25 protein-coding genes are annotated in these 24285 nt (G+C 62.9%); 8 read left to right on the plus strand and 17 right to left on the minus strand.

The genetic code is table 11. From position 1 onward, the window contains the following. Positions 1-57: 57 nt before the first annotated feature. From LPB072_RS09245 to LPB072_RS09265, 5 genes are all read right to left on the minus strand, one after another. On the minus strand, positions 58-570 hold the full coding sequence (locus tag LPB072_RS09245) for a dihydrofolate reductase (RefSeq protein WP_066094532.1): 513 nt from the start codon (positions 568-570) through the stop codon (positions 58-60). Between the two features lie 4 nt (positions 571-574). After that, positions 575-1471, minus strand: a complete 897-nt coding sequence (locus LPB072_RS09250; protein WP_066094534.1) for a DMT family transporter — start codon at positions 1469-1471, stop codon at positions 575-577. Positions 1472-1481: 10 nt separating this feature from the next. Beyond that, positions 1482-2690 (minus strand): tetratricopeptide repeat protein, encoded by a 1209-nt coding sequence (locus LPB072_RS09255; protein ID WP_066094872.1) that lies wholly within the window; start codon positions 2688-2690, stop codon positions 1482-1484. Continuing rightward, entirely contained in the window at positions 2687-3532 is an 846-nt protein-coding gene (locus LPB072_RS09260) for a thymidylate synthase (RefSeq protein ID WP_096349113.1), read from the minus strand. Before LPB072_RS09260 ends, LPB072_RS09255 begins: the two co-directional genes overlap by 4 nt. 75 nt (positions 3533-3607) lie before the next feature. Continuing rightward, a complete protein-coding gene (locus tag LPB072_RS09265; RefSeq protein ID WP_066094541.1) occupies positions 3608-4039 on the minus strand; it encodes a potassium channel family protein in 432 nt (143 codons plus the stop codon). A 149-nt stretch (positions 4040-4188) separates the two neighbouring features. On the opposite strand from LPB072_RS09265, the gene LPB072_RS09270 reads away from it, so the two are divergent. Further along, the gene (locus LPB072_RS09270; RefSeq protein ID WP_066094544.1) at positions 4189-4812 is read left to right on the plus strand and encodes a glutathione S-transferase family protein; all 624 of its coding nucleotides are present in this window, start codon (positions 4189-4191) and stop codon (positions 4810-4812) included. A gap of 11 nt (positions 4813-4823) precedes the next feature. Here the strand turns inward: LPB072_RS09270 and LPB072_RS09275 are convergent, their stop codons facing one another. From LPB072_RS09275 to LPB072_RS09290, 4 genes are all read right to left on the minus strand, one after another. After that, positions 4824-5987 carry an MFS transporter gene (locus tag LPB072_RS09275; RefSeq protein ID WP_157694179.1) on the minus strand — a complete coding sequence of 388 codons (1164 nt, stop codon included), beginning with the start codon at positions 5985-5987 and terminating at the stop codon, positions 4824-4826. A 71-nt stretch (positions 5988-6058) separates the two neighbouring features. After that, positions 6059-7018: a lytic transglycosylase domain-containing protein gene (locus tag LPB072_RS09280; RefSeq protein WP_066094547.1), complete on the minus strand. Its 960-nt coding sequence runs from the start codon at positions 7016-7018 to the stop codon at positions 6059-6061. Further along, on the minus strand, positions 7015-8442 hold the full coding sequence (locus LPB072_RS09285; protein WP_066094550.1) for an FAD-binding oxidoreductase: 1428 nt from the start codon (positions 8440-8442) through the stop codon (positions 7015-7017). The genes LPB072_RS09280 and LPB072_RS09285 overlap by 4 nt, the downstream gene beginning before the upstream one ends. Further along, positions 8439-8915: a DUF2069 domain-containing protein gene (locus tag LPB072_RS09290; protein WP_066094553.1), complete on the minus strand. Its 477-nt coding sequence runs from the start codon at positions 8913-8915 to the stop codon at positions 8439-8441. The genes LPB072_RS09285 and LPB072_RS09290 overlap by 4 nt, the downstream gene beginning before the upstream one ends. 66 nt (positions 8916-8981) lie before the next feature. On the opposite strand from LPB072_RS09290, the gene LPB072_RS09295 reads away from it, so the two are divergent. Together LPB072_RS09295 and LPB072_RS09300 are read left to right on the plus strand one after the other, a co-directional pair. Beyond that, positions 8982-10244, plus strand: coding sequence for a YihY family inner membrane protein (locus tag LPB072_RS09295; protein WP_066094556.1), 1263 nt, complete (start codon positions 8982-8984; stop codon positions 10242-10244). Between the two features lie 36 nt (positions 10245-10280). Beyond that, positions 10281-10646 (plus strand): VOC family protein, encoded by a 366-nt coding sequence (locus tag LPB072_RS09300; RefSeq protein ID WP_066094878.1) that lies wholly within the window; start codon positions 10281-10283, stop codon positions 10644-10646. 44 nt (positions 10647-10690) lie between these two features. On the opposite strand, the gene LPB072_RS09305 is transcribed toward LPB072_RS09300, so the two are convergent. The 3 genes from LPB072_RS09305 to LPB072_RS09315 all read right to left on the minus strand — a co-directional run bounded on the left by LPB072_RS09305 (position 10691) and on the right by LPB072_RS09315 (position 13935). Next, complete coding sequence (locus LPB072_RS09305; RefSeq protein ID WP_066094558.1) at positions 10691-11020, minus strand: DUF962 domain-containing protein; 330 nt, start codon at positions 11018-11020, stop codon at positions 10691-10693. Between the two features lie 32 nt (positions 11021-11052). Then, a complete protein-coding gene (locus tag LPB072_RS09310) occupies positions 11053-12339 on the minus strand; it encodes a cytochrome P450 (RefSeq protein WP_082877100.1) in 1287 nt (428 codons plus the stop codon). A 63-nt stretch (positions 12340-12402) separates the two neighbouring features. Then, on the minus strand, positions 12403-13935 hold the full coding sequence (locus LPB072_RS09315; protein ID WP_066094561.1) for an aminotransferase-like domain-containing protein: 1533 nt from the start codon (positions 13933-13935) through the stop codon (positions 12403-12405). A gap of 193 nt (positions 13936-14128) precedes the next feature. Between LPB072_RS09315 and LPB072_RS09320 the strand changes: the two genes are divergently transcribed. Beyond that, positions 14129-14503 (plus strand): DUF2917 domain-containing protein, encoded by a 375-nt coding sequence (locus LPB072_RS09320; protein ID WP_066094564.1) that lies wholly within the window; start codon positions 14129-14131, stop codon positions 14501-14503. Position 14504: 1 nt separating this feature from the next. Here the strand turns inward: LPB072_RS09320 and LPB072_RS09325 are convergent, their stop codons facing one another. Continuing rightward, the gene (locus LPB072_RS09325) at positions 14505-15323 is read right to left on the minus strand and encodes an alpha/beta fold hydrolase (RefSeq protein WP_066094885.1); all 819 of its coding nucleotides are present in this window, start codon (positions 15321-15323) and stop codon (positions 14505-14507) included. Between the two features lie 85 nt (positions 15324-15408). Then, the gene (locus LPB072_RS09330; RefSeq protein WP_066094567.1) at positions 15409-16719 is read right to left on the minus strand and encodes an O-acetylhomoserine aminocarboxypropyltransferase; all 1311 of its coding nucleotides are present in this window, start codon (positions 16717-16719) and stop codon (positions 15409-15411) included. 130 nt (positions 16720-16849) lie between these two features. Here LPB072_RS09330 and LPB072_RS09335 point away from each other — a divergent pair, with 130 nt between their 5' ends. Beyond that, on the plus strand, positions 16850-17323 hold the full coding sequence (locus tag LPB072_RS09335) for a CBS domain-containing protein (protein ID WP_066094570.1): 474 nt from the start codon (positions 16850-16852) through the stop codon (positions 17321-17323). Between the two features lie 166 nt (positions 17324-17489). Here the strand turns inward: LPB072_RS09335 and LPB072_RS09340 are convergent, their stop codons facing one another. Continuing rightward, positions 17490-18707, minus strand: coding sequence for a polyhydroxyalkanoate depolymerase (locus tag LPB072_RS09340; RefSeq protein ID WP_066094573.1), 1218 nt, complete (start codon positions 18705-18707; stop codon positions 17490-17492). A 134-nt stretch (positions 18708-18841) separates the two neighbouring features. On the opposite strand from LPB072_RS09340, the gene LPB072_RS09345 reads away from it, so the two are divergent. Continuing rightward, a complete protein-coding gene (locus LPB072_RS09345) occupies positions 18842-19498 on the plus strand; it encodes a glutathione S-transferase (RefSeq protein WP_066094888.1) in 657 nt (218 codons plus the stop codon). 142 nt (positions 19499-19640) lie between these two features. On the opposite strand, the gene LPB072_RS09350 is transcribed toward LPB072_RS09345, so the two are convergent. Beyond that, the gene (locus tag LPB072_RS09350) at positions 19641-20066 is read right to left on the minus strand and encodes a cupin domain-containing protein (RefSeq protein ID WP_066094576.1); all 426 of its coding nucleotides are present in this window, start codon (positions 20064-20066) and stop codon (positions 19641-19643) included. 257 nt (positions 20067-20323) lie between these two features. Then, positions 20324-21472, minus strand: coding sequence for an ABC transporter substrate-binding protein (locus tag LPB072_RS09355; RefSeq protein ID WP_066094577.1), 1149 nt, complete (start codon positions 21470-21472; stop codon positions 20324-20326). A gap of 242 nt (positions 21473-21714) precedes the next feature. Here LPB072_RS09355 and aroC point away from each other — a divergent pair, with 242 nt between their 5' ends. Continuing rightward, entirely contained in the window at positions 21715-22815 is a 1101-nt protein-coding gene (gene aroC / locus LPB072_RS09360; protein ID WP_066094579.1) for a chorismate synthase, read from the plus strand. A gap of 27 nt (positions 22816-22842) precedes the next feature. After that, positions 22843-24279, plus strand: a complete 1437-nt coding sequence (gene thrC / locus LPB072_RS09365; RefSeq protein WP_066094582.1) for a threonine synthase — start codon at positions 22843-22845, stop codon at positions 24277-24279. Positions 24280-24285 lie beyond the last annotated feature (6 nt).

Genomic DNA, 24285 nt, shown 5'->3' on the forward strand with positions numbered 1-24285 from the left:
GCTTCTCTAGACAGCTTTCGACATCCAGATGGCGCGCTGCATGAAAAATCAGTGGCTTCAGGCCGCGCGGGTGTAGGTGACAAAAGCGAACAGCAAACCGTTCAAGGCTGAGTGGGGCTCACGGCGGGTTTCAACCCACTCGGGGCCGAGTTCGGGCGCAAAGGCATCGCCCTCATAAGGGCGGGCGATTTCGGTGACCACCACGCTGCTGGCCAGCGGCAGTGCCAGTGAATAGATTTGTGCGCCGCCGATCACCCAGGCATCGCTGCCTGGCTCACACAGCGCCATCGCGCCTTGAACGGAGGTGGCATGTTTCGCGCCTTCTGCTGACCATTCTCCATCGCGGGAAATCACGATATTGCTGCGGCCGGGCAGAGGGCGGAACTGGGGCGGAAGTGAGTCCCAGGTTTTGCGGCCCATGATCACGGGGCAACCCAGTGTGGTGCGTTTGAAGTGGGCCAGATCTTCAGGCAGGTGCCAGGGCAGGCCGTTGTCTTTGCCGATCACGCCATTGGAGGCGCGGGCATAGATCAAATGGAGTCGTGGGGGTGTGTGGGCGTTCTCAGGCATGGGCTTATTGTGCCGCGAGTGGGGTGACGCGCCGCACCGGCCAGAGCACGCTGGCGATGGCCGCCATGACAAAGCCCATGGCCAGCCAATCTTGCCAATGGGGCATTTCGCCCACGATCACCGTGGCGCTGAGCGTGCCGACCAGCGGGATGGCCATGATGCTCATGGCGCTGGTGGCGGGCGGCAGGCTGCGCGCCATGCCGAACCAGATCAGTTGGGCAAAGCCGTAGTTGATGACCACACCGTAGGCCAGGCTGATCCACATGGCCATCGAGAACTTCTGGGGCTGCGGCAGGGGTTCCAGGGCGAAAGCCAATGCGGCCACAACCACGCTGCCCAGCAGCAGCATCCATACGGTGATGACAAGGGGGGCGAGGGTGAGCTTGGAGCGGCGAAACAACAGCGTGCCCAGCGCCCAGCAAAGCGCCGCGCTCAGCATCCAGGCAATGCCGGCTGGACGACCACTCAGGCGGGCCACCTCGTGCCACAGCAACAGCCCAATGGCCATGCCCGCACAGGCAACGGCCAAGCGTACCCTGGGGGTGATGCGCTCGCCAAAGAAGGCCGCGCCCAGCAAGACGGTGAAGATGGGCATGGTGAAGCCCAGAATGGCCGCGCGACCCGAGGCCAGTTCTTGCACGCCAAAGATTGAGAGTGTGTGCCAGCCCAATACGTTGGGCAGGGCGAGCAGCCCGATCGCGGCCCACTCGCTCGGCGTGGGCTTCATCCGCTCGCCTTTGCGCGCCACATAAAAGAACAGCCAGCTGGCGCCCAGCAGCATGGTGCTGGCGCGGAACATGAGCGGTGTGGTCTCTTGCAGCGAGAGTTTCATCATGGGCCAGTTCACGCCCCACATGAGCGTGAGCGCCAGCAGGGCCCAGATTTGTTTGCGGTTGAGCATGGTGTGACGTTCAGAGCCAGGGGTGGCGGGCAAGCCAGGGCGCCAGCGCAACGGCCTGCGCCTCGGTCCGCACGGCGTGTTCGTTTTGGCCGATGTGTTCGTCGCTGTGAGGTGGTGGCAGCGGGCCGGGGAGTGTCTGCGCACCAGGCATGGTGAACAGGCGGTCGTGCACGCAAACCGACTCCCGCACCAGCGGCCATACCCGGTCGCGCAAAAACCACTGATCGATGTTGCCCGTTTCAAGCGCCGCGCTCTGGTACCTCAGAAGCATGACGCGTATGGATGGCAGCACACCCGCCACGCCGCCCCACAGGCCGGCGAGCATGAGATCGGTGTGGGTCCACCAATCGCGAATGACATGGAAATGCGCGGTGCCATCGAGCCAGGCGTTCACCGCCCGGGCCTCGCGTGCGCTGATCACCGCGTCGGTGTCGCGGCAAAGGAAGTAACCAACGCTGGCATCGTTGGCAACCAGAAACCGCCAGGCCAGCCGCTGGCGCAGCGAGGCGGGTTTTGCCCCTTGGTGCAAGACCACTTCGGCACCGTTTTCGCGCAGCAGGTCCAGAAATGCGGCAGGCACGGTGGCGTCGACGTAAAAGCGCAGCGACCAGCCTGGCAGCACCGTGGGCGCTTCCAGAACGTTGCGCAGCGCGCCGCGCAGGTAACGTGGTTGTTCACCCCACAGGCTGAAGGCGATCACATTGGGTCGCTTGCCGATGCGGCGTTGCCCGGCACTTGGGCGGGGCGACTGCAGATGCCAGTCAGGGCGGGCAGGCGCGCTCAACTGGGCGGCTTGGTCTTTCAGGGCCAGGGCGCGCGTGCCCGCTGCGCGGGCTTCGTTGAACCGGTTCAGGAAGCGAAGGCTGCAGGCCAGCATGTCCAGGCTGACATAGTCGTCGGGCGCGAGCGCCAAGGCCTTCTGGGCCCAGGTCACGGCGCTGGCGTGTTGATGCAGGCGCCCACTCAAGACGCTCAGATTGCGCAGTGTTTCGATGTGGTTCGGGTCGATTGCATGGGCACGCTTGAGCAATCGCCGTGCATCGGCCAGATTGCCGCGGTTCGACAGGTAAAACCCGGCCTGTTCGTACAGCCTGGCCGAAGATGCATGGCGCTTTTCCAGGGCGTTGATGGCGCCCAGAGCGGCCTGAATGGCCGCATCGCCCTGACCGGTTTCCCATAGGGCTTGTGCTTGCGCGAGCCAACCCTCTGGCAGCCTCATACCGCCACTGGGGCCTTGATGGCCGGGTGGCATTCGTAGCCGAGCACCTCAAAGTCTTCATAGGCATAGTCAAAGATGGAGTCTGGGCGGCGCTTGATGTTGAGCGTGGGGTACGCCATGGGTGCGCGGCTCAGTTGCAGCTCGACCTGTTCATGGTGGTTGCTGTAGATATGGCAGTCGCCGCCGGTCCAGATAAAGTCGCCCACATCGAGGTCGCACTGCTGGGCGACCATATGGGTCAGCAGGGCGTAGCTGGCGATGTTGAATGGCACGCCGAGGAAAATGTCGGCGCTGCGCTGGTAGAGCTGGCAGCTCAGTTTGCCTCGGCCGCCGGGCTCGGTGGCTGGTGCCACATAGAACTGGAAAAATGCGTGGCAGGGCATCAGTGCCATTTGGGACAACTCGGCGACGTTCCAGGCGCTCACGATGATGCGGCGCGAATCGGGGTTGCTCTTGAGGGTTTGAATGACATCGGCAATCTGGTCGATGTGGCCGCCGTCGGGCGTGGGCCAGCTGCGCCATTGCACGCCATAGACCGGGCCCAGGCTGCCGTCTTCACGCGCCCATTCGTCCCAGATCGTGCAGCCGCGCTCTTGCAGCCATTTCACATTGCTGTCACCGCGCAGAAACCACAACAGCTCGACGATGATGGCCTTCAGGAACACCTTTTTGGTGGTCACCAGCGGGAACCCTTCGTTGAGGTCAAACCGCATCTGGTGACCAAAAATGCTGGTGGTACCGGTGCCGGTGCGGTCGCCTTTTTGCACACCCTGTGTAAACACATGGCGCATGAAGTCTTCGTATTGCGAACGAACAGGGCGTGAGTCGGCGGAGTCGGTCATGGCAGCAGTCAGGTTGAAGCAGGTCAAACCTCAATTGTGCCTTCAGCGGTCAGGAAAGGCCTTGGTGCAGGGTATTCAGCCTTTGTCGGGTTGCCAGAACCGTTCCATGGACAGGTAGGTGAACGAAGCCGACCAGGCCACGAGCAACAGACCGTTCAAGGCCTCGGTGCCGGCCAGCAAGCGAACCGGCCCGACCGGCGTGAGGTCACCAAAACCGAGTGAGGTGTAGGTTTCGGCGGAAAAGTACAGGCATGACAGCCAGGAGGGCCCTGTGCTGCCGCTCAGGTGACCAGCACCCAGCCAGGTAACCAGCGCGTAGAGTGATCCCCCATACAGGGCCACCTCGATGGCATGGGCGACAAATGCGCCGAGGATGACCACGACGACCTTGTAGCGGTCTGGCAGGGGCCAGCGGGGCAATCGCTGGTTCAGATAACCAAGTATTTCGAAGTGCAGCAGGGTACTCATGATGAGCAGCAACAGGCAGGCAGCGATGGTCTGGGGCATGCGGGGGGTTGTGGATGCGGTGGCGCTTGAGCTTGAGCTTGAGCTTGAGGTAACGTGCTCCGAACCATGCTGGTAAACTTGGCTTAGGCGTGCCTGAAGAGACCCGTCGAGGTTTGTTGGTTTGCCGCCTGTTTCTGAAAAGGAATGCCATGTCTGAATTGCATCTGTACACCAACCCCCAGTCCCGTGGACGCATCGCTCACTGGATGATGGAAGAGCTCGGTCAGCCTTACCAGACCCATTGGCTGGACTACGGCACCACCATGAAGGCGCCCGATTTTCTGGCGATCAACTCCATGGGCAAAGTACCCGCCTTGCGCCATGGCAATGCGGTGATCACAGAGGTCGCAGCGATCTGCGCGTATGTGGCCGATGCCTTTCCCGAGCAGGGCTTGAAACCCGCGCCGGGTACACCCGAAAGCGCGGCCTACCACCGCTGGCTGTTTTTTGCAGCGGGGCCGTTGGAGCAGGCGGTGGTGGCGCGGTCGTTGGGTTGGGCTGTGCCTGAAGGCCGCAGTGCCATGGTCGGGTTTGGCAGCTATGACGACACCTTGAATGCGCTGGAGCTTGCCTTGAACGGGGCGCCCTATGTGTGTGGCGAGCGTTTCACCGCAGCCGATGTGTACGTGGGTTCCAGTCTGGGCTGGGGTCTGATGTTTGGAAGCATCGAAAAGCGCCCTGTGTTTGAAGCCTATGCGCAGCGGGTGCAAAGCCGCCCGGCTGCACTGCGGGCCAACGAACTCAACGAAGCGCAAATGAAGGCACAGGGCTGAGTCCGGGGGGCTCAGGTGAGGTGGTTGAGCCGGCGCACGGTTAAGCACAGAACAGCCAGGGTGAGCACGACGGTGGGCATGACCGCGCCCAGCCCGACCCAGGTGGCCAGCAGACCAAAGGCCGCCGGGATCACCGAGCCCCCGGCGTAGGCGGCCATCATTTGCCAGCCGATCACCTTGCGCGCCGTACCGGCGGGAAAGCGGCGTGCGGTTTCGTGCATGAGCGAAGGGAACACCGGAGCGCAACCCAGACCCATCAAGACCAGGCCCACAAGGTTGATCGCATTCGGCAAAGCGGGCATGGCAAACAGCGTGGCTCCGATGGCCGCCAGCGAAATCCCCAGCGTGACGATTTGGCGGTTGCCCAGGCGATTGGAAAACAGTCCGGCACTGAACCGGCCCACCGTGATCGAGCCGAAATACACCGACACCCACACGCCGGCCTCGGGCAACGTGACCCCGCGGTTGGTGACCAGGATGCTGGCGGCCCACAGGTAGGTCCCCATTTCGGCGGCCACGTAGAGCAGGAACGCCAGCGGCGATAGCCAGAGTGCCTGTGTGGCCACGGGTTTAAAAACCAGGGGAGATTCGCCTGCGGCTTCATGGCTGGTGATCGGCTTTTGCGGGCTGTGGCGCCACAAGGCCAAGGTCGCCCACAGCACCACCGCCAACGCCAGCTGGGCAAGGCCGATGTGGCGTGCGCCGCCGGCCCATCCGCCTTCCCCGGCCAGAGCCAGGCCCATGATGATGGGTCCCGTGGCTGCGCCCACACCCCAGAAGCCATGCAGCCAGTTCATGTGGCGTGATGTGTAGTGAGCGGCGACGAACTGGTTCAGGCTGGCGTCGACCGCTCCAGCGCCCAGGCCCAGGGGAATGACCATTGCCACCAGCCAGCCAAACGACGGCGCGAACGAAAAACCGAGCAAGGCCAGAGCCGTCATCAGGCAGCTTGCCGCGGTGATGAGACCCGTGCCCACGCGTTCAATCAGGCGGCTGGACAGCCAGCTGCTGGCGGCGGCACACAGCGTGATGGTGATGGTGAGAATGCCAACCGCCGCCAGCGGTTGGTTCATGTCTTGCCGGATGGCAGGCCAGGCCACGCCGATCACCGCATCGGGCAGACCCAGGCTGATGAACGACAGGTAGACGATGCCGAGCAGGAACAGGTGGGTCAATTCGAGGGTCTTGGGGGTGTGTGCTGCGAACAGCGGGCCCGCGCAGAACGGCAAAAAACCGTTCGCGGCCTTCAGGAGCCGGGTTTGATCACAAATTGTGCCAGCCCGGGTGAGGGGGCTGTGACGCTGGCGTCAAAGGGGTGGTTGGGCAGGCTGAACACCTCTTGTATGCGTCGCACGTAGCCCTGCGTTTCAGGATAGGGCGGCACGCCCTTGTAGCGCTCCACCGCCCCTTCACCGGCGTTGTAGGCGGCCACCACGAGCGGCACGTCGCCCTTGAAATACGCCAGCAGCCATCGCAGGTACGACAGGCCGCCACGGATGTTCTGCTCGGGGTCCAATGGCTTTTGCACGCGAAACCGGGCTGCCGTGGCGGGAATCAGCTGCATCAGGCCTTGCGCATTTTTCTCGGACACAGCCAGCGGGTTGAAGTTGGACTCGGCACGAATGACGGCATAGACCAGTCCCGGATGAATGCCATACAGGGGGGCGAGGCGTTGCACGATGCCCATGATGCGCCGTTCCTGCTCGGTGTCGATCAGGCGTTTGTATTGGTTGGTGGCCTTGTCCAGAGCCGCGGCTGCGGCAGCCTGAGCGGCGGCCTCGGCACGTTCGGCGGCCAGGCGGCTGGCCTCTTCGGCCTCCGCCTGCTCCACACAGGGCGGTTTCGAGGTTTGTTGCCCCATCACCGCCAACATGTTTCGGGAGGGCTCGTCGCCCTGTTCGGCTGCGAGCTGGAAAAAGTAGGCTGCGAATGCGTCGTTGCGCGGCGTGCCGCGCCCGTTGGCATACATCCAGCCCAGGTTGTAGCGCGCCACGGTGTCTCCGGCCCGGGCGGCCTTGCAATACAAATCAATGGCGACGCTTTGGTCCTTGACCACGCCTTCGCCGTGTTCCAGCGCAAGGGCCTCTTCACGCCAGCTTGCTGCCTGTGCGGCCGTCACACCAAGGTTGCTGGCGTGCACCGATGCCGTTGCACAGGCCACCACAGCGGCGGTGGCCAGCAGCATCGGCATGGGGCGGGGGGTCATGGTGTCAGCACGCGTCCAGGGTTCATGAGGTTGTCAGGGTCCAGCGCCAGCTTGACGGCGCGCATCAGGGAGAGCGCAACCGGGTCTTTGTAGTGCGGCAACTTGGCCGCTTTCAGGCTGCCCACGCCGTGCTCTGCGCTGATGGAGCCATCGTAGCGCGCCACCATGTCAAATACCAGCGTATTGACCCTCTCTTCCTCTGTTTGGAGGAAGGCACGGGCGTCCATTTCCGCAGGTGCCTGTACGTTGTAGTGCAGGTTGCCATCGCCGAGGTGGCCGAAGTTCACCAGGCGAACGCCGGGAATCTCCCGCTGCAGCAGTGCATCGGTCTCGGTGCAGAACGCCGGTATGCGGGATACCGGGATGCTGATGTCGTGCTTGATGTTCAGGCCTTCTTCGGCCTGGGCCAGCGGGATGCTCTCGCGGATGTGCCACAGGCCGTTGGCCTGGGCCAGGCTCTCGGCCACCACGGCGTCGCTCACGATGCCTTGCTCGAAAGCGGTTTCCAGCAGGCTCTCCAGTTGGCCGCGGGCGTGGGTCTCCGACTCGCTGTCGCTGTTTTCCAGCAAGACGCACCAGGGCGACTCCGCCCAGAGCGGTACGCGCAATGCCGGGAAGTGTTTGTTCACCAGGCTCAGCGCAAACTGGCCCATGACTTCAAAGCCAGTGAGCCCGGCGCTCAGGCGCTGGTGCGCCAGGCCCAGCAGCGAAACGGCGGCCTCCAGCGAAGGCACGGCCGCCCAGGCGGTGAGTTGGGCGGCGGGTTGGGGGTAAAGCTTCAAGGTGGCGGCGGTGATGACGCCCAGCGTGCCTTCGCTGCCGATGAACAGGTCGCGCAGGTCGTAGCCGGTGTTGTCTTTGCGCAGGCCGGTCAGGCCATGCCAGATCTCGCCTTGCGCGGTGACCACTTCCAGGCCGAGACAGAGCTCGCGGGCATTGCCGTAGCGCAGAACCTGGGTCCCGCCGGCGTTGGTGGCGAGGTTGCCGCCAATGGTGCAGCTGCCTTCGGCGGCCAGGCTGAGGGGAAACAGGAACCCGGCTTCATCGACCGTGGTTTGCAGGTTTTGCAGAATGCAGCCGGCCTCCACGGTGACCGTGAGGTTGGCTGCGTCGATCGCGCGCACGGCTTGCATGCGGCCCAGACTCAGAACCACCTGTGTGCCGCTGTCATCGGGCACCGAACCCACAACCAGACCCGTGTTGCCACCCTGGGGCACGATGCTGGCGCCAGCCGCGGCACAGGCCTTCACCACCGCCGCCACTTCCTTGGCGTTGCCCGGGCGAACAACTGCAAGCGCGCGGCCCTGGGCTCGTTTGCGCCAATCGTTTTCCCAGGCACTCAGATCGGCCGAAGGGTCTTCATGTGTCAGCACATGGGCGTCGCCGACGGCAGCGCGCAACAAGCTCGTCAATTCGGTGTTCATGGTTTTGAGGGTGGTATGGGGTCGGAGGCGGCGCCGATGGCGGCGGCGTGGCGCAGCTTGTCGGCGTCAACGGCTTCCTGCCCGGCGGCTTTGAGGCGGGTTCGAATATGCATCGTCACGGCGACAAACAGCGTGAGACAGAGAAAGACTTCGATGCCCGCCAACGCGGCCGAAAGCCCCTTGTCGCTCCAGGCGCGCACCACGCCTTCGGTGAAATACAGCCAGACCACCAGGCTCATCCAGCGGTAGGTGTACATGCGGTTTTTCAGCAAACCGGTCAGAGGCAGGGTCAGCGGCAACACCTTGAGCACCAGCCAGGAACCACCGGGGCGCAAGGGCGCCAGCCACATTTCCCACAACAGCCCCAGCACGATCAGCCCCACCAGGCTGCCCACGGCCAGCGCGCGTGAAATGGCTACGGAGCGTGAGGAGGACGCGACATCGGTCACGGGAGCGCTGGGGGTATCTGGCATGAGGAGAGGGGGTAGAGACGGCAAGGAGCGAAGAGGCTTTCGCAGGGCAGGTGGCATGATACCGGGATGACCCTAGACGAACGCTGGCAACAGCTGGAAACCCTGCTGCAAACCCTGTGGCGCGACACGCTGAATTTCCCTTGGCGCAACACCGCCATGACGCTGCGCGAGCGCTTCGGTGAAGACCGGCTGGGCGTGACGGCCAGCAGCCTGACGTTCACGACCACGATCTCCCTGGTTCCCCTGTTCACCGTGGCGCTGGCCGTCTTCAGCGCGTTCCCGATGTTTGCGCGCATGCAGGAGAGCCTGCAGCGGTGGCTGATCCAGAGCCTGGTGCCCAACGACATCGCCAAACAGGTGTTGAGCTACCTCAACCAGTTCGCGGCCAAGGCAGGGGAAATGGGCTGGGCGGGGGCTTTGGCGTTGCTGGTCACCGCGCTGGCGCTGATATTGACCATCGACCGCAAGCTCAACGATATCTGGCGGGTGCGTGAGAGCCGGCCGTTCACGCAGCGGGTGCTGGTGTATTGGGCGGTGCTCACGCTCGGGCCGCTGCTGCTTGCCGGCAGTCTGAGTCTGACTTCTTATGCGCTGTCCGCCTCCAAGGGCTTGGTGGCCACCATGCCCGGGGCGCTGAAGTTTCTGCTCACCGCCTTGCAGTTTGTCTTGATGAGTGTGGGGATGGCTGCGCTGTACCGCTATGTGCCCAACACGCGGGTGCGCTGGAGTCATGCGCTGGTGGGGGGCTTTTTTGTCGCGACCGGGCTGGAAGTGGCCAAAAAGCTGCTGTCCTGGTACCTCTCCACCGTGCCTACTTACTCCATGGTCTACGGTACCTTCGCCAGCGTGCCGATTTTGCTGGTCTGGATCTACCTGGCCTGGGTGATCGTGCTGCTGGGTGCAGTGGTCACGGCCTACCTGCCGAGTCTGCTTTCGGGCATCGCGCGCCGGGCCGATACGCCGGGCTGGAGCTTCATGCTCGCGCTGGAAATGCTGCAGCTCTTGCGTCGAGCCCGAACAGGGGATCAAAGGGGCATGAGCCTGGAGGCCATCGCCCAGGCACTGCGGGTGGATCCGCTGAACCTGGAGGGGCCTGCTGGCCACATGGTGGCGCTCGACTGGCTCGCGCGCCTCAATGAGGAAGAGGAGCGTTATGTGCTGCTGCTCGATCTGGAGCACATGCCCATGGCCGATCTGGCCGGGCGTTTGCTGCTGGGTCGCGAGGCCAGTACCCAGCTCTTCTGGACCGCCAGCGGTTGGCACCACATGACGGTTGCAGACGCCCTTGGCTCAAACCCAGGCCCCAATGCCGATGCCTTGGCTGCCTGAACCGGCCTTTGTTGGCTGCTTTTGAAGGAAACAAACGTGTTGCTCGGACTTCGAACCGCCATTTACCCCGCACCCGATCTGGCGGCCGCCAAGCGCTGGTACAGCCAGGTGTTGGGCGCAGAGCCCTATTTTGACGAGGCGTTTTACGTGGGGTTCCAGGTGGGCGGGTTTGAGCTCGGTTTGTTGCCCAACGCAACGCCGTCGACCGCTGGGCCGCAGGCGTTGTGGGGTGTGGCGGATATCGAAGTGGCCGTTCAGCATGTGTTGGCGCTGGGGGCCAAACCGCTGGAGCCGATTGCCGAGGTGGGTGGGGGTATCCGGGTGGCGTCAGTGGAGGACCCCTTTGGCAACCGCCTGGGGCTGATCCAGAACCCCCACTTCGACACTTCAGCGGTTCGCTGAGGTGCCCTCGCTGAGCGGCTCCGTTGTGAACCGCTCCCGCAGGCTCAGAGCGACACCTTGCCCAGCCACATGTCTTTGTACATGACCCAGTCGCCCATGAAGCTGTAGAGCGGGCGCTTGAAGCTGGCCGGCTTGTTTTTTTCGAACACGAAGTGTCCGATCCAGGCGCAGGCATAGCCCGCCAGCAGCCCATACAACAGGTATTGTGGTTCGCCCGTCCAGGCCAGCAAGCCCAGGCAAAGGACCCCCAGCGAACTGCCCAGAAAGTGCATTCGGCGGCAGGCACGGTCGCTGTGTTCGCTCAGATAGAACGGGTAGAACTCGGCGAAGCTCTTGAACTGCTGCGCTGGTGGCGGCGTGGTTGTGTCGTTCATGACGGTCTGCTTCCTTTTTGTCGGTGCCCCGCTCAGGCTGTGGTGAACGGTGCGTGCAAGAACCCCCGAAAGCGCGCTCGCCCACCCCGGGTGGGAGGGCTGCTTAACTTGAAGTCGGGAAAGCGCTGCAAAAAACGCCCGATGGCAATCCGGCCTTCGAGCCTGGCCAGACTCAGACCGGCGCACTGGTGAATGCCGAAACCAAAGGCCAGGTGTTTGTTGGGCGTGCGGCGCAGGTTCAGCACTTCGGGCTGGTCGAATTGCGCGGGGTCGCGGTTGGCCGCACCGATGCACAGCGTGATGAGGCGTCCCACAGGCAAATCCACACCGCCCACCTGGCCCGCCTTGACCACTCGGCGATTGCCCAACTGGTTGGACGACTCGAAGCGCAGAAACTCGTCCACCGCAAGCGTGAGCACAGCCTCCAGTCCGGCGGCATCGTTGACCGTCGCGCCCATGTCGCCCAGCAACGAACGCCGGGCTTGGGGAAACTCTTGCAGCAGGATCAGTCCGTTCCCAATCAGGTTGGTGGTGGTTTCATGGCCGGCGTTGAGCAGGAAGATGCAGTTTTGCAGCAGCTCCACCTCGCTCAGTCGCTCGCCATTCACTTCGCCCTGGATCAGCCGTGTGAGCACATCGCGCTCGGGGTCCCCGGGCTGTTTTCTGCGCTCGGCGACCAGCCCTTTGAGGTAGGCCAGCATCTCGGTCACGCTGCTGTCACCGAGCTTTTGCTGCGCGGGTGTGATTGCGGGCTCCAGCGCACCCAGAATCGCCAGCGACCAGTCGCGCAGGGGGCCGCGGTCGCCGTGTGGCACGCCGAGCAGGTTGCCGATGATTTCCACAGGGATCGCTGACGCAAAATCTTCTATCAGGTCGCCACCACCTTGCGATTCGATGTGGTCGAGCAAGCTGTCGACCAGCGTGATCAGGCCAGGCTCCATGTCGGCGATGGCGCGTCGGGTGAGTGCGCCCATGATGAGCTTGCGCACGCGGGTGTGCAGCGGCGGATCGTTGAAAACGAGGCTGGTGGTGTGGTGCTCAAAAAGTGGCGACCCTGCTCCGTATTTGGGCGCGAACTCCACGTGTTTGTCGGAGCTGAAGCTGGCGGCGTCGCGGTAGACGGCGACCAGGTCTTCGTAGCGGGTGAGAAAGACCGATCCATCGGGCATCTGCTTGACCGGTTCGTTTTCGCGCAACGCAGCGTAGACCGGATAGGGATTGGCCAGAAAATCGCCGCGCAGTGCACGCAGATCGAAGTGGGTGGCTGTATCGCGCGCACTCTCGGCGCTCATGGGTGGGGTGATGTCGCTGGCTTGCATGATGTTGCCATTGTGGCCGCGTGAGGGGCTTTTGGGGCGTCTCTCAGGCAGCAGGCAGGCGCGTCAGTCGTGCTGGGGGGTGGCAGCAGCAAGGCGCAGGGCGGGGCCGCCCGTCAGGGCGCAGGCGAGTTCGCCGATGCGCGCCAGCGCGCCCTGGGCGTTGTTGTCCCATGGGCCCGAGAAGCTCAGGCGCAGGCAATGGCGATAGCGGTCGGTAGCGGTGAAGAGCTGGCCGGGACCGAATGTGATGCCTTCGGCCGCGCATTGGTGGAACAGCGCCATGCTGTCCATGGCGGGGTCGAGCTCCAGCCACAGGGTGTCACCCGAGGGCGGATTGCTGACGCGGATGCCTTTTGGGAAATGGCGGGCGATGATCTGGCGCGCTTCGGCGCGCCGCACAGCTTGTTGCGCGGTCAGGCGGCGCACATGGGCCTCATAGCTGCCTTGAGTCAACAAATCAGCCAGGGCCTCTTCCAGCACCACATTGGTGGCGGCGCCTTGCAGGCGCTTGTGAATCGCAATTGTGTCGCGCCACCGGCCGCCTTCTACCCAGCCCAGACGCATGCCGGGCACCAGCGTTTTGGCGAACGAACCGCAAACCATGACGCCGCGCCCGGAGTCGAACGATTTGGCCGCTTTGCGCCGCTCGTCGCCGGCCAGCAGGTCGTTGAACACCACGTCTTCAATCAGCGGTACACCGCGTTCCGCCAAAAGGCGAACCAGGCGCTGTTTGGCCGCCAGCGGCATCACGGCCCCGAGCGGGTTGGACAGTGTGGGGGTGGTCAGCACGGCCTTGATGGGCTGGGTGTCGAGCGCCAGTTCAAGGGCCGGCAGCGACATGCCGGTGCGCGGATGCGAAGGGATTTCCAAGGCCCGCAGACCTTGCGATTCGAGCAGATCGAGGTAGCCAAAGAATGTGGGTGATTCGAGCGCCACCACATCGCCCGGCGACGTCACGGCGCGCAAACACAGGCTGACCGCCTGGGTGCAACTGGCGGTGATCACGATGTCGTCTGCGTCCAGCGCGCATCCCATGTGCAGCGCGCGCCGGGCCACGGCCTGGCGCAGGGACAGGCGGCCGGTATCGGCTTTGTTGTATTCGGTGAGGCTGCGCCTGTGTACGCGCGCGGCGCGGCCCACCGCCACGCGCAGGCGCTGTTCGTCAAACAACCCGCTGCTCTGTGGGGTGAAGCCACCAAAGCTGGCTCGATCGCCCGGTTGGTAGAGCAAGGCGAATGATTCGGAGCGGCTGTGGCGTTCCAGCGAAAAACTGCGTTGGGGTGGTGCGCTGGGGCTGGGCTGAGGAATGCGCAAGGCGGTGCGCACCGCAGCGCGCACGAAATAGCCTGCTTTGGGTTTGGCCTGTGCCAGTCCTTGTTCTTCCAGCTGGCGGTAGGCCTGCAGGGTGGTGGAGATGGACACACCCTGCGCCAGCGCCGTTTCGCGCACCGAAGGCAACCGTTGCCCGGCCTTGAAGGTGCCGCTGTGGATGAGCTGGGCCAGGGTTTGTGCCACCCGCTGGTACAGCGGCGGCGCCCGCTCGCCGGCGGCTTCGTGATGGGTGCGCAGCACCAAGGGTGGGGGCAGGGCGGACATGGCATTCCATGCTAACCGAGCGCTCCTGTCTTGAAAGCGCCGCTGCGGCAGGAAAGGCAGTACAGATGGGCTTCAAAAAGGGCACACCGAGCCCAGGCGAATGGCTCTCGACCGGGTGCATTGATGGCGCTGTGTGTCTGTCGCCAGCAAGGCGATTTCGCGACAGTGGAGTCTCATCATCAGGAGGCCCCCAATGCACATCCCCGCACCCACGACCCGTCTGTTGCCGCGCCAGACCCGGCTGATCCATGCCAGCGAGGGCTTGCGCATTCGCGTGGTCACAGGGCGCCTGTGGTTGACCCAGCCCGGCGCTGCGCAAGATCTGTTCCTGGGGCCAGGGGAGGCGGTTGACCTGTTGCAGGACTGGGTTCTGGTCGAGGCCGATGCCAGCCCCCGGCAGGGCGCGTCGGAGTCGGCGGGGTTCAGTGCCTACGAAGTCCACCCATGCGCTGCGCCCGCCGCGCCACCTTTGTTGCGTCAGGCACTGCTCGCGAGCGGTCTCCTCAAGTGGTTGGCCCGTGCGAGCGGCAAACCCGGGTTTGCACCACGCCGCACAGCGACCCCGTGACTCAAGTTCGCAAAAAATCGCGCAAGGCGAACAGCGTGGCGTCGGGCGCCTCGGTCATTTGATGGTGACCCACTGGCACATAAACCACCGTGTGCTTCTTGCCTGCTGCCTGGGCGGCCTTGATCAGGCCCTGTGCGGCCTTGGGCGTGGTCATCTGGTCGACCGCACCGAGCAGAAACAACACGGGGCAGGTCAGCGTTTGCATGGCGGCATCGCCGCCCGCATAGGTATCGCAGGCCACAAAGCCGCGGTGAAACACGTTGACGTCGGCGTTGCTGGCGAGTACACGGCGGCCCAGTGCCATGCCTGCGCCGTAGACCCAGGTGCCCGGTCCCAGGGCAGAAGGCGGGGCGCAGAGCGTGGATCGCGAAAATACGTTGACCATGGTCATGGCTTTGACCGGGTCGTTCAGCGAGGCATCGATCAGTGCCGGAGAGACCTTCATGGGGTAGGCGGTACCGACCAGGGCCAGGTGGCTCACCCGGTCTTTGAGTCGCGAGGCCGCTTCAAGCGCGATCAAAGAACCCCAGCTGTGGCCGACAAGTGCGGCTTTCTCGACGCCTGCGGCATCCAGCAGCGCACCGATGAAGTCAGCCGCCTGTTCGACCGATGAAGGCGCTTCGCCTTCGCTTTTGCAGTGGCCTGGCAGGTCGACCGCGAGCACATTCCAGCCGTGGTGGGCGAGGTAGCGGCTTTGCAGAATCCACACGCTGTGGTCGTTGAGCACGCCGTGGATGAACACCACGGTTGGCTGGGCGGGGTTGAAGGGCTTGCCGCCGGTGTAGCAATAGGTGGGGGCGTTGTTGACGGTGAGGTACATGGTCATGCCTCCCGCAGGGCCGCCCCAAGGGAGGGCAGAGCCCCCTCGGGGGGCAGCGATTTCACGAATTGATGAGCGTGGAGGTTCATTTGTTTCCTGCTTTCTCGGCGGCCTTGAGCGCGCGTTTCAAATCGTCGATCAGGTCATCCGCCTCTTCCAGTCCGATGGACAGGCGGATCGTGCCAGGGCCGATGCCCGCCGCAGCCAGCGCGTCGTCGCTCATGCGGAAATGGGTGGTGCTGGCGGGGTGGATGACCAGTGAGCGGCAGTCGCCCACGTTGGCCAGGTGGCTGAAAATCTTGAGCGCTTCGATGAAGGCCTTGCCTTGCTCGCGAGAGGCCTTGATGTCGAAGCTGAACACCGAGCCGGCGCCCTTGGCGCCAAAGCGCAACAGCTTGTTGGCCAGCGCGTGGCTGGGGTGGCTCTCCAGCAGCGGATGGCCCACGCGGCTGACGAGTGGGTGGCTGGCCAGGAACTGCACAACCTTCTCGGTGTTGCCCATGTGGCGGTTCATGCGCAGCGAGAGTGTTTCGATGCCTTGCAGGATGAGCCAGGCGCTGTGGGGCGAGAGGCAGGCGCCAAAATCGCGCAGGCCTTCACGGCGGGCACGCAGCAAGAAGGCGCCGACGGTGCTTTCTTCGCTGAACACCATGTTGTGGAAACCCTCGTAGGCCTCCGTGAGTTCGGGGAATTTGCCAGATTTTTCCCAGTCGAAACTGCCGCTGTCCACCAGCACCCCGCCGATCACCGTGCCGTGGCCGCTCAGGAACTTGGTGGCCGAGTGGTAAACGATGTCGGCTCCAAAGTCGAAGGGCTTGATCAGGTAGGGCGTGGTGAGGGTGGAGTCGACCAGCAGCGGCACCTTGGCTTCGTGCGCAATTTGCGACACCGTCGGGATGTCGAGCACATCCAGCCCAGGGTTGCCCACGGTTTCGCCGAAGAACAGCTTGGTGTTGGGGCGCACGGCATGGCGCCAGCCGTCGATGTCACCCGGTTTCACGAAGGTGGTCTCGATGCCGAAGCGGCTCAAGGTGTAGTGCAGCAGGTTCTGGCTGCCACCGTAGAGCGCGGTCGAGGCCACGATGTGCGAGCCGGCACCCATGAGTGTGGCCACCGCCAGATGCAACGCCGCCTGACCCGAGGCGGTGCTGATGGCGCCAATACCGCCTTCAAGCGCGGCCATGCGTTGCTCAAAAACCGCATTGGTCGGGTTGCTGATGCGGCTGTAGACGTGGCCTGGTCGTTCGAGGTTGAACAGCGCGGCGGCATGGTCGCTGGATTCAAAAACGAACGAGGTCGACAGGTGAATCGGAACGGCGCGTGCGCCGGTGGCGTCTGGCGTGGCGCCTGCGTGCAGGGCCAAGGTATCGAAACCGGGATCGGAATAACCGGGCATTCAGGTGTCTCCTGTGTTGTGGGCTCAAGCCACTTGGGGCTTGTGTGTAGGGAAATTCGGGCTTATTGTGGGCTATATTCCCAAGCAGTACAGCTTAGCTGGCGACAGCCCATCACCAAGGAAAACAGCCATGAAAGTCAGCGACATTCTTCGGGTCAAAGGCGGCACGCTTTATACCTGCCATCCAGACGATGCCTTGTCCAAAGCGGTGGCCGACATGGCCGATCGCGATATCGGCTCACTTGCCGTGATGGAGCACGGCGAACTGGTGGGCATGTTGACCTTTCGCGAATTGATCCACACGCTGTCGAACAACGGTGGCAGCGTGAACAACAAATCGGTGCGCGCGGTGATGGACGACCACCCGATGACGTGTACACCCGAGACGGCACTGGAACAGGTTCGACCTCTGATGCTGGAGCGCCACACACGCTACATGCCCGTGATGGACGCCAAGATGCTGATGGGCGTGATCAGCTTTTACGACGTGGCCCGCGCCGTGGTTGACAGCCAGAATTTCGAGAACAAGATGCTCAAGGCCTATATTCGTGACTGGCCTGAAGAAGAAACCTCAGACGGCAAGAGTGGGTCCAACTTTCCCTGAGCAAAGCGGAACCCACCAACAGAATTGCCCCTTGCGAGGGGCAATTCTGTTGGTGACTTGCCGCAATGGCCTGCGGGCATAACGACACCACCTCCCAGACAGGTTTCGGCTTTTTTGGGGGCTGTCAAGACCATATCGAGGCAGGCCCCGTTAGCCCTGTCTGATTTCAGCGCATGTTCGCGTGGATCATGTCGCGCACGCGGGGGTAGATCTGCTGGTTCCAACGGCTTCCGCTGAACACGCCGTAATGACCGACCCCGGGTTGCACGTGGTGGTTTTTTCGATAGGGGCGCACGCTGCTGCACAGGTCTTGTGCGGCAACGGTTTGACCCACCGAGCAGATGTCGTCGCGCTCGCCTTCCACGGTCATAAGCGCGGTTCGGCGGATGGCCGCGGGGTTCACGGTGCGCCCTTGGTATTGCAAGACGCCGCGTGGCAGGTCGTAGGTTTGAAATACCTTCTCTACCGTCTCCAGATAGAACTCAGCGGGCAAGTCGTTGACGGCGAGGTATTCCTCGTAAAAGTTCTGAATCGTCGCCGCTTCCTCGGTGCGGCCGTTCTCAAGGTGCTCGTAGATGTTGCGAAACGACTGTTTGTGGCGCTCCGGGTTCATGCTCATGAACGCGCTGAGCTGCACGAAGCCGGGGTAGACACGGCGCGTGAAACCTTTGTGTGGAAACGGCACGCGGCTGATCAGGTTCTTCTCGAACCATTCGATGGGCTTGCTGATGGCGAGCTCGTTGACCCCGGTGGGGTTGACGCGACAGTCCACCGGGCCGGCCATGAGCGTGAGACTGCTGGGCTGGGCCGGGTTGTCGTCTTCGGCCATGATGGCGGTGGCGGCCAGCGCGGCCACACAAGGCTGGCACACGGCAACCATGTGCACGCCCGGTCCGATGGCTTCGGCAAAACGCACCATGTAGGTGATGTAGTCATCGAGACTGAAGCCGCCGTGGATCAGTGACACATCGCGGGCGTTGTGCCAGTCTGTGATGTACACATCGTGGTCTTGCAGCAGGGTGCGCGCGGTTTCGCGCAGCAATGTCGCGAAGTGGCCCGAGAGTGGCGCGACCAGCAAAACCGGCGGCTGGGTGGGCAGCGAGCGATCGTCTTTGCGGAAACGCAGCAAGCTGCCGAAGGGCAGGGTGAGCACGTTTTCTTCCACGATGGGCACTTCTCGGCCCTCCGAAACAACGCTCAGGATGTTGTAGGCCGGGCGGGAATGGGTCAGGCGCATGCGCGAGAACACGTCGCAGGCGGCGGTCACTTTGCGCAAAACCTGGTGCTCGCCTTTGTCATTCCACGGCGATTGGCTGACCTGTTGTGCCAGGAGCCGAAACGGCGACATCAGGTCGGACTGCAGTTGGTAAGCCTGATAAAGCATGGTTGTCTCCGTTGTTCAGTGCCCATGGTGCTCGCAAGGAACAGGCCAAGCCCGGATGCACCGACTTCGTGCAAATGTCCTCAAAATGGGTGGCACGAGGCTTGCTGCGTAGCCGCGATCACAAGGAGATATTGATGGCCACAGCGGTATTGACGATCAGCAGCAAAAACTATGGCGCATGGGCTTTGCGAGGCTGGTTGATGGCGCGCCTGGCCAAGCTGGCGTTCGAGGAGCACATCATCTCGCCCGACGATCCCTCCATGAAAGCCGAGATGCTGTTGCTCTCGGCCTCCATGCGCGTTCCTTCGCTGGATCACGATGGCGTGCAGGTCTGGGACACGCTGGCCATCGGCGAATACCTCAACGAAATCAAACCCAAAGCCGGGCTGCTGCCGGCGGACCGCATCGCGCGGGCACATTGCCGGGCCATTTGCGGAGAGATGCACTCCGGATTTTCTTCGCTGCGGGCTTCGCTGCCCATGAACATCAAGGCGCACTTTCCGGGGTTCAAGGTCTGGTCGCGCGCCCAAGTGGACATCGAACGCATCGAAGCCATCTGGGGCGAATGCCTGGCCAGCTATGGCGGGCCGTTCTTGTTTGGTACCACGCCGTGCATGGCCGACGCGATGTTTGCCCCGGTGGTGACACGCTTCATCACCTACGACGTACCCTTGGATCCAGCCTGCGTGGCGTATTGTGAGGTGATCATGGCTTTGCCTGCCATGCAGGAGTGGGTGGCAGGCGCCGAAGCCGAGCCTGACGCGATAAACGAACTCGAAGCCGAATTCTGAACGGCCCTTTTTCGGGGTGTTTGCAGGGTTTTCTTGATAAAAACGGATGGCGTGGCCATGTCGGATGCACCCCCCTTGGCTTCATCTGAACCCCCGCGCCAACCAGGTGGTCGGCACGGGGTTACGGTGTTATATCGCCTTCTTATTTCCAGGGCGTTGGCTCGGGAACAACACAGGCGGGGGCTTCAACGTCGACGGTCTTGAAGTCGGCCGGTGAGACGATTTCGAGGTACTCCATGTCGGGCGAATAGTCGAAGAGAAAGTGGCGAATGCCTGGGCGCTGCTGGACAACATCGCCGGCCTCGACCAAGGTGACCTGGTCTTCGTACATGAACTTGGCCCACCCTTTGGTCATGATCACAATCTGAAAATCGGCTTCGTGGCGGTGCCAGCCGGTGCCGCTGTCTGGTGGAGAGTTGGCTTTGACCAGATGGGCAATGACCTTGCCATGGGTGGCTTCAGCGATTCCCAGGTCACGGTAGAGGAAAAAATCGCGCAAACCACCGGGTTTGAAGGCGGTGTCCGCGGGTTTCACGAGGGAAAAATCGGTGGGGGCGAATTCCGACATAAGGCACTCCTGTGGGCAGTTACAGCACATTGCTGCAATGCAGCATAAGACAAAACGCACCAGTGCGCTATCTTTTTGAGCACGTTGAAGGGCTGCCAATCGCGTGTAGCGAACACAGAGTCCAGAGAAGCGGGGGAGGGGCGCTGTGCCCCTGCTTCTGGTGCTTCTGTTGTGGGCGTTTGCCAGGCGCGCTGTTCACGCACCGGGCAAAAAGCGACTCGCTGGCAAAGAGGGGTGTCTCGGAGACACCTGACGAATCAACCGATGAAACGACCGTTTCGGGACAGGACGCCCAGGTTCACATAGTTGGAACCGACGTGGGTCGAAGGGGACGAAAAGTCCACCCGGAATCCGCCGAGATCCAGGTTGCGGATGTCTCCAATGGCGTCGCGGATCTTGCTTCGGCTGGGGTTGGCGCCCGCTTTGGTCAGGGCTTCGATCATCAGTTGCGCATTGACATAACCTTCCAGGCTGCCGGGATCGAATTCGGTCTGATCCAGCGCCCGCATGGCTTTTTGGTAGCGGCGAACGATGACGTGTTTGGCAGACATCGCGTCGGGCAAGATCATCGTGAGGGCAATCCCGGAAGCGGTATCACCCAGTTGTGTGATGCTTGCCGCGGTGTATGTGACGCTCAAACCTGCGATGGGCAGTCCTGGCGATACCTTGCGGGCCGCGGCGGTCAGAACGCCCGACACGTTACCCGCCGTGAAGAGCAGCAGGGCCGATGGTTTGGAGGCCAGAATTTCGCTCACTGCGCTGTCAACGTTCTTGCCATCGGTGGCCACAGCCACCTGGGCCAATGCCTTGATGCCTTTTTCGGACAGAGCGTCCAGGCTGACCTGCAGCAGTTCTTTGCCGAAGCCGTTGTCCAGGTAGGCAATGGTCAGATCGCGCAGGTTCATGGACACCAGGTTGTCGACCAGGCGCTTGACTTCGTCGGTGTAGCTCGCCCGCACGTGAAAGACGTTCTTGATGGAGGGCTTGCGCAGGCTGGCCGCTCCGGTCAGTGGCCCCAGGTGCACGATGTCACTGGCTTCGATCAATGGCGTGAAGGCGGTGTTGTTGGGGGTTCCCATACAACCCATGAGTGCCATCACCTTGCTGTTGGACAGCAACTGTTTGACGTTGTCGACGCTGCTTTCCGCTTTGTAGGCGTCATCGATCAGGGAATAAAACAGCGGTCGACCATTGATGCCACCCTTCTCGTTGACTTCGGCAAAGGCGGCATTCACGCCGCGCTGAATGCCTTTCCCAAGGTCTCCCAGCGGGCCGGTCAGGGCCGCCGAACACCCGATGATCAAGGCATTGCCTGGAGGGGTGGTGGGTGCTTGGGCGAAGCTTGTTCCGAAAGCGGTGGGAAGGGTCAGCGCAGTCGCGCTTGCAAGAAAGTGTCGGCGTTGCATAGGAAAGTCGTTGGGCCAGTGAAGTCGTAGGGCCTGCGCTGCAGGGCGTTTGCTCTCGCAGGCGGAAGATCCGCAGGGGCATGGGGTGCATGCTCAAGGGTTGAAAAATTCTGACTGCAAACTGACATTCTCCCTCGTTCCCGGCGCAAGAGCTGCCCCCAATGACGTGACCGGCTGCTCTGGCGCGACATGCGGCAAAGGTTTGCTTGCGCACAAGGCGCCTCTGGGATAATCCGAACGATATGAGCGGCAACACCTTCGGCACCCTATTTGCAGTCACCAACTTCGGTGAATCCCACGGCCCGGCCATTGGCTGCGTGATCGACGGCTGCCCGCCCGGCATGGCCCTGAGCGAGGCCGACATCCAGGCCGACCTCGATCGCCGCCGCCCCGGCACCAGCAAGTTCGTCACCCAGCGCAATGAGCCCGATGCGGTGGAAATCCTGTCGGGCGTTTACGAAGGCAAGACCACCGGTACGCCGATTGCCCTGCTGATCCGCAACACCGACCAGCGCAGCAAGGACTACGGCAACATCCTGCAGACCTTCCGCCCGGGCCATGCCGACTACACCTACTGGCAAAAATTCGGCATCCGCGACCCGCGTGGCGGTGGCCGTTCTTCGGCCCGCTTGACCGCGCCCACCGTGGCCGCCGGCGCCGTGGCCAAGAAGTGGTTGAAGGCGAAATTCGGCACCACGTTTCACGCCTGCATGGCGCAGATCGGCGATGTGGTGATTCCCTTCGAGAGCTGGGAACATGTGCCCAACAACCCGTTTTTCGCGCCGGTGGCCGATGTGTCGGCGCTGGAAACGTTCATGAACGAGCTGCGCAAAAGCGGCGATTCTTGCGGCGCGCGCCTGCGCGTGGTCGCCCAAAACATGCCGGTGGGCCTGGGCCAGCCGCTCTACGACAAGCTCGATGCCGATATCGCCTACGCCATGATGGGCCTGAACGCCGTCAAGGGCGTGGAGATCGGCGCCGGTTTCGCCAGCGTGAGCGACAGGGGCAGTACCCATGGCGATTCGTTGACGCCTGGCGGCTTCCAGGGCAACAAATCGGGCGGCGTGCTCGGCGGTATCAGCACCGGGCAAGACCTGGATGTGTCTATCGCCATCAAGCCCACCAGCTCCATCCTGATCCCGCGCGACTCGATCGACGTGAGTGGAGCGCCCACCGAAGTCATCACCAAAGGCCGCCACGACCCCTGCGTGGGCATTCGGGCCGCACCCATCATGGAAGCGCTGCTGGCGCTGGTGGTGATGGACCACGCACTGCTGCACCGCGCGCAATGTGGTGATGTGCACGTGGACACACCCGATATCGCTGCGGCCAACCGCGCCTGATTTTTACTTTTTTGACGATCTTTCCTCATGCAATACCTCAGCACCCGCGGCCATCCCGATCGCAAGCGCTTTTGTGAAATCCTGCTGGAGGGCCTGGCCCCCGATGGCGGTTTGTATCTGCCCGAAAGCTACCCGCAGGTGGATGCGGCCATGCTGGCCCAATGGCGCGCCGTGTTCAACGAAGGCAAACCGGGCGGTTATGCCGCGCTGGCGTTTGAGGTTTTGTCGCTCTACATCGACGACATTCCCGCCGCCGATTTGAAAGCCCTGTGCGACAAAACCTACACCGAGGCGGTGTACGGCAACGCCGCCATCGTGCCGCTCAAGCAGCTCGACGACGGCTTCTATCTGGAGGCTTTGTCCAACGGCCCCACGCTGGCGTTCAAAGACATGGCCATGCAGTTGCTGGGCAACCTGTTTGAATACGAGCTGGGCCGGCGCGGCGAAGAACTCAACATCCTGGGCGCCACCAGTGGCGACACCGGCAGCGCGGCCGAATACGCCATGCGCGGCAAAAAGGGCGTGCGCGTTTTCATGCTCAGCCCCCATGGCCGCATGAGCCCGTTTCAGCAGGCCCAAATGTTCAGCCTGATGGACGAGAACATCCACAACATCGCCATCGAAGGCGTGTTCGACGACTGTCAGGACATCGTGAAGAACGTGTCCAACGATCTGGCATTCAAGCGCAGCCACAAGATTGGCACCGTGAACTCGATCAACTGGGCCCGTTTGCTGGCTCAGGTTGTTTACTACTTTGCAGGCTACTTCCAGGCGACGGCCAAGGATTCGCAGAAGGTGAGCTTCACCGTGCCCAGCGGCAATTTCGGCAACGTCTGCGCGGGCCATGTGGCGCGCCAGATGGGCCTGCCGATCGAGCAACTGGTGGTCGCGACGAATGAAAACGATGTGCTCGATGAGTTCTTTCGCACCGGCGTTTACCGTGTGCGCGCCAGTGCCGATACGCATGAAACCTCCAGCCCTTCGATGGACATCTCCAAGGCCAGCAACTTCGAGCGCTTCGTGTTCGACCTGCTGGGCCGCGACGGCGCGCGTGTGAAAGCGCTGTTCGGCGAAGCGCTGAGCAAAGCAGGGCGTTTTGACCTGGGCAGCGACCCGGCCTTCGCCGACGCCGCAGCGCGCTACGGCTTCATCAGCGGCAAGAGCACCCACGCCGACCGCCTGGCTACCATCAAGGCCACCGATGCAGAGCATGGTGTGGTGATCGACACCCACACGGCCGATGGCGTCAAGGTGGCGCGCGAGGTCTGGAACCGCAAGCTGCCCATGATCGTGCTCGAGACCGCGCTGCCGATCAAGTTCGCCGAAACCATCGTCGAGGCGCTGGGCCGGGAACCCGATCGCCCTGCGAAGTTTGACGGCATCGAGGCCTTGCCCAAGCGGGTCAAGGTGATGCCGGCAGACACCGCCCTGGTGCAACGCTACGTGACCGAACACTGCGCCTGAGCGCAA

This window comes from Hydrogenophaga crassostreae (assembly GCF_001761385.1).
Lineage (GTDB): Bacteria > Pseudomonadota > Gammaproteobacteria > Burkholderiales > Burkholderiaceae_C > Hydrogenophaga > Hydrogenophaga crassostreae.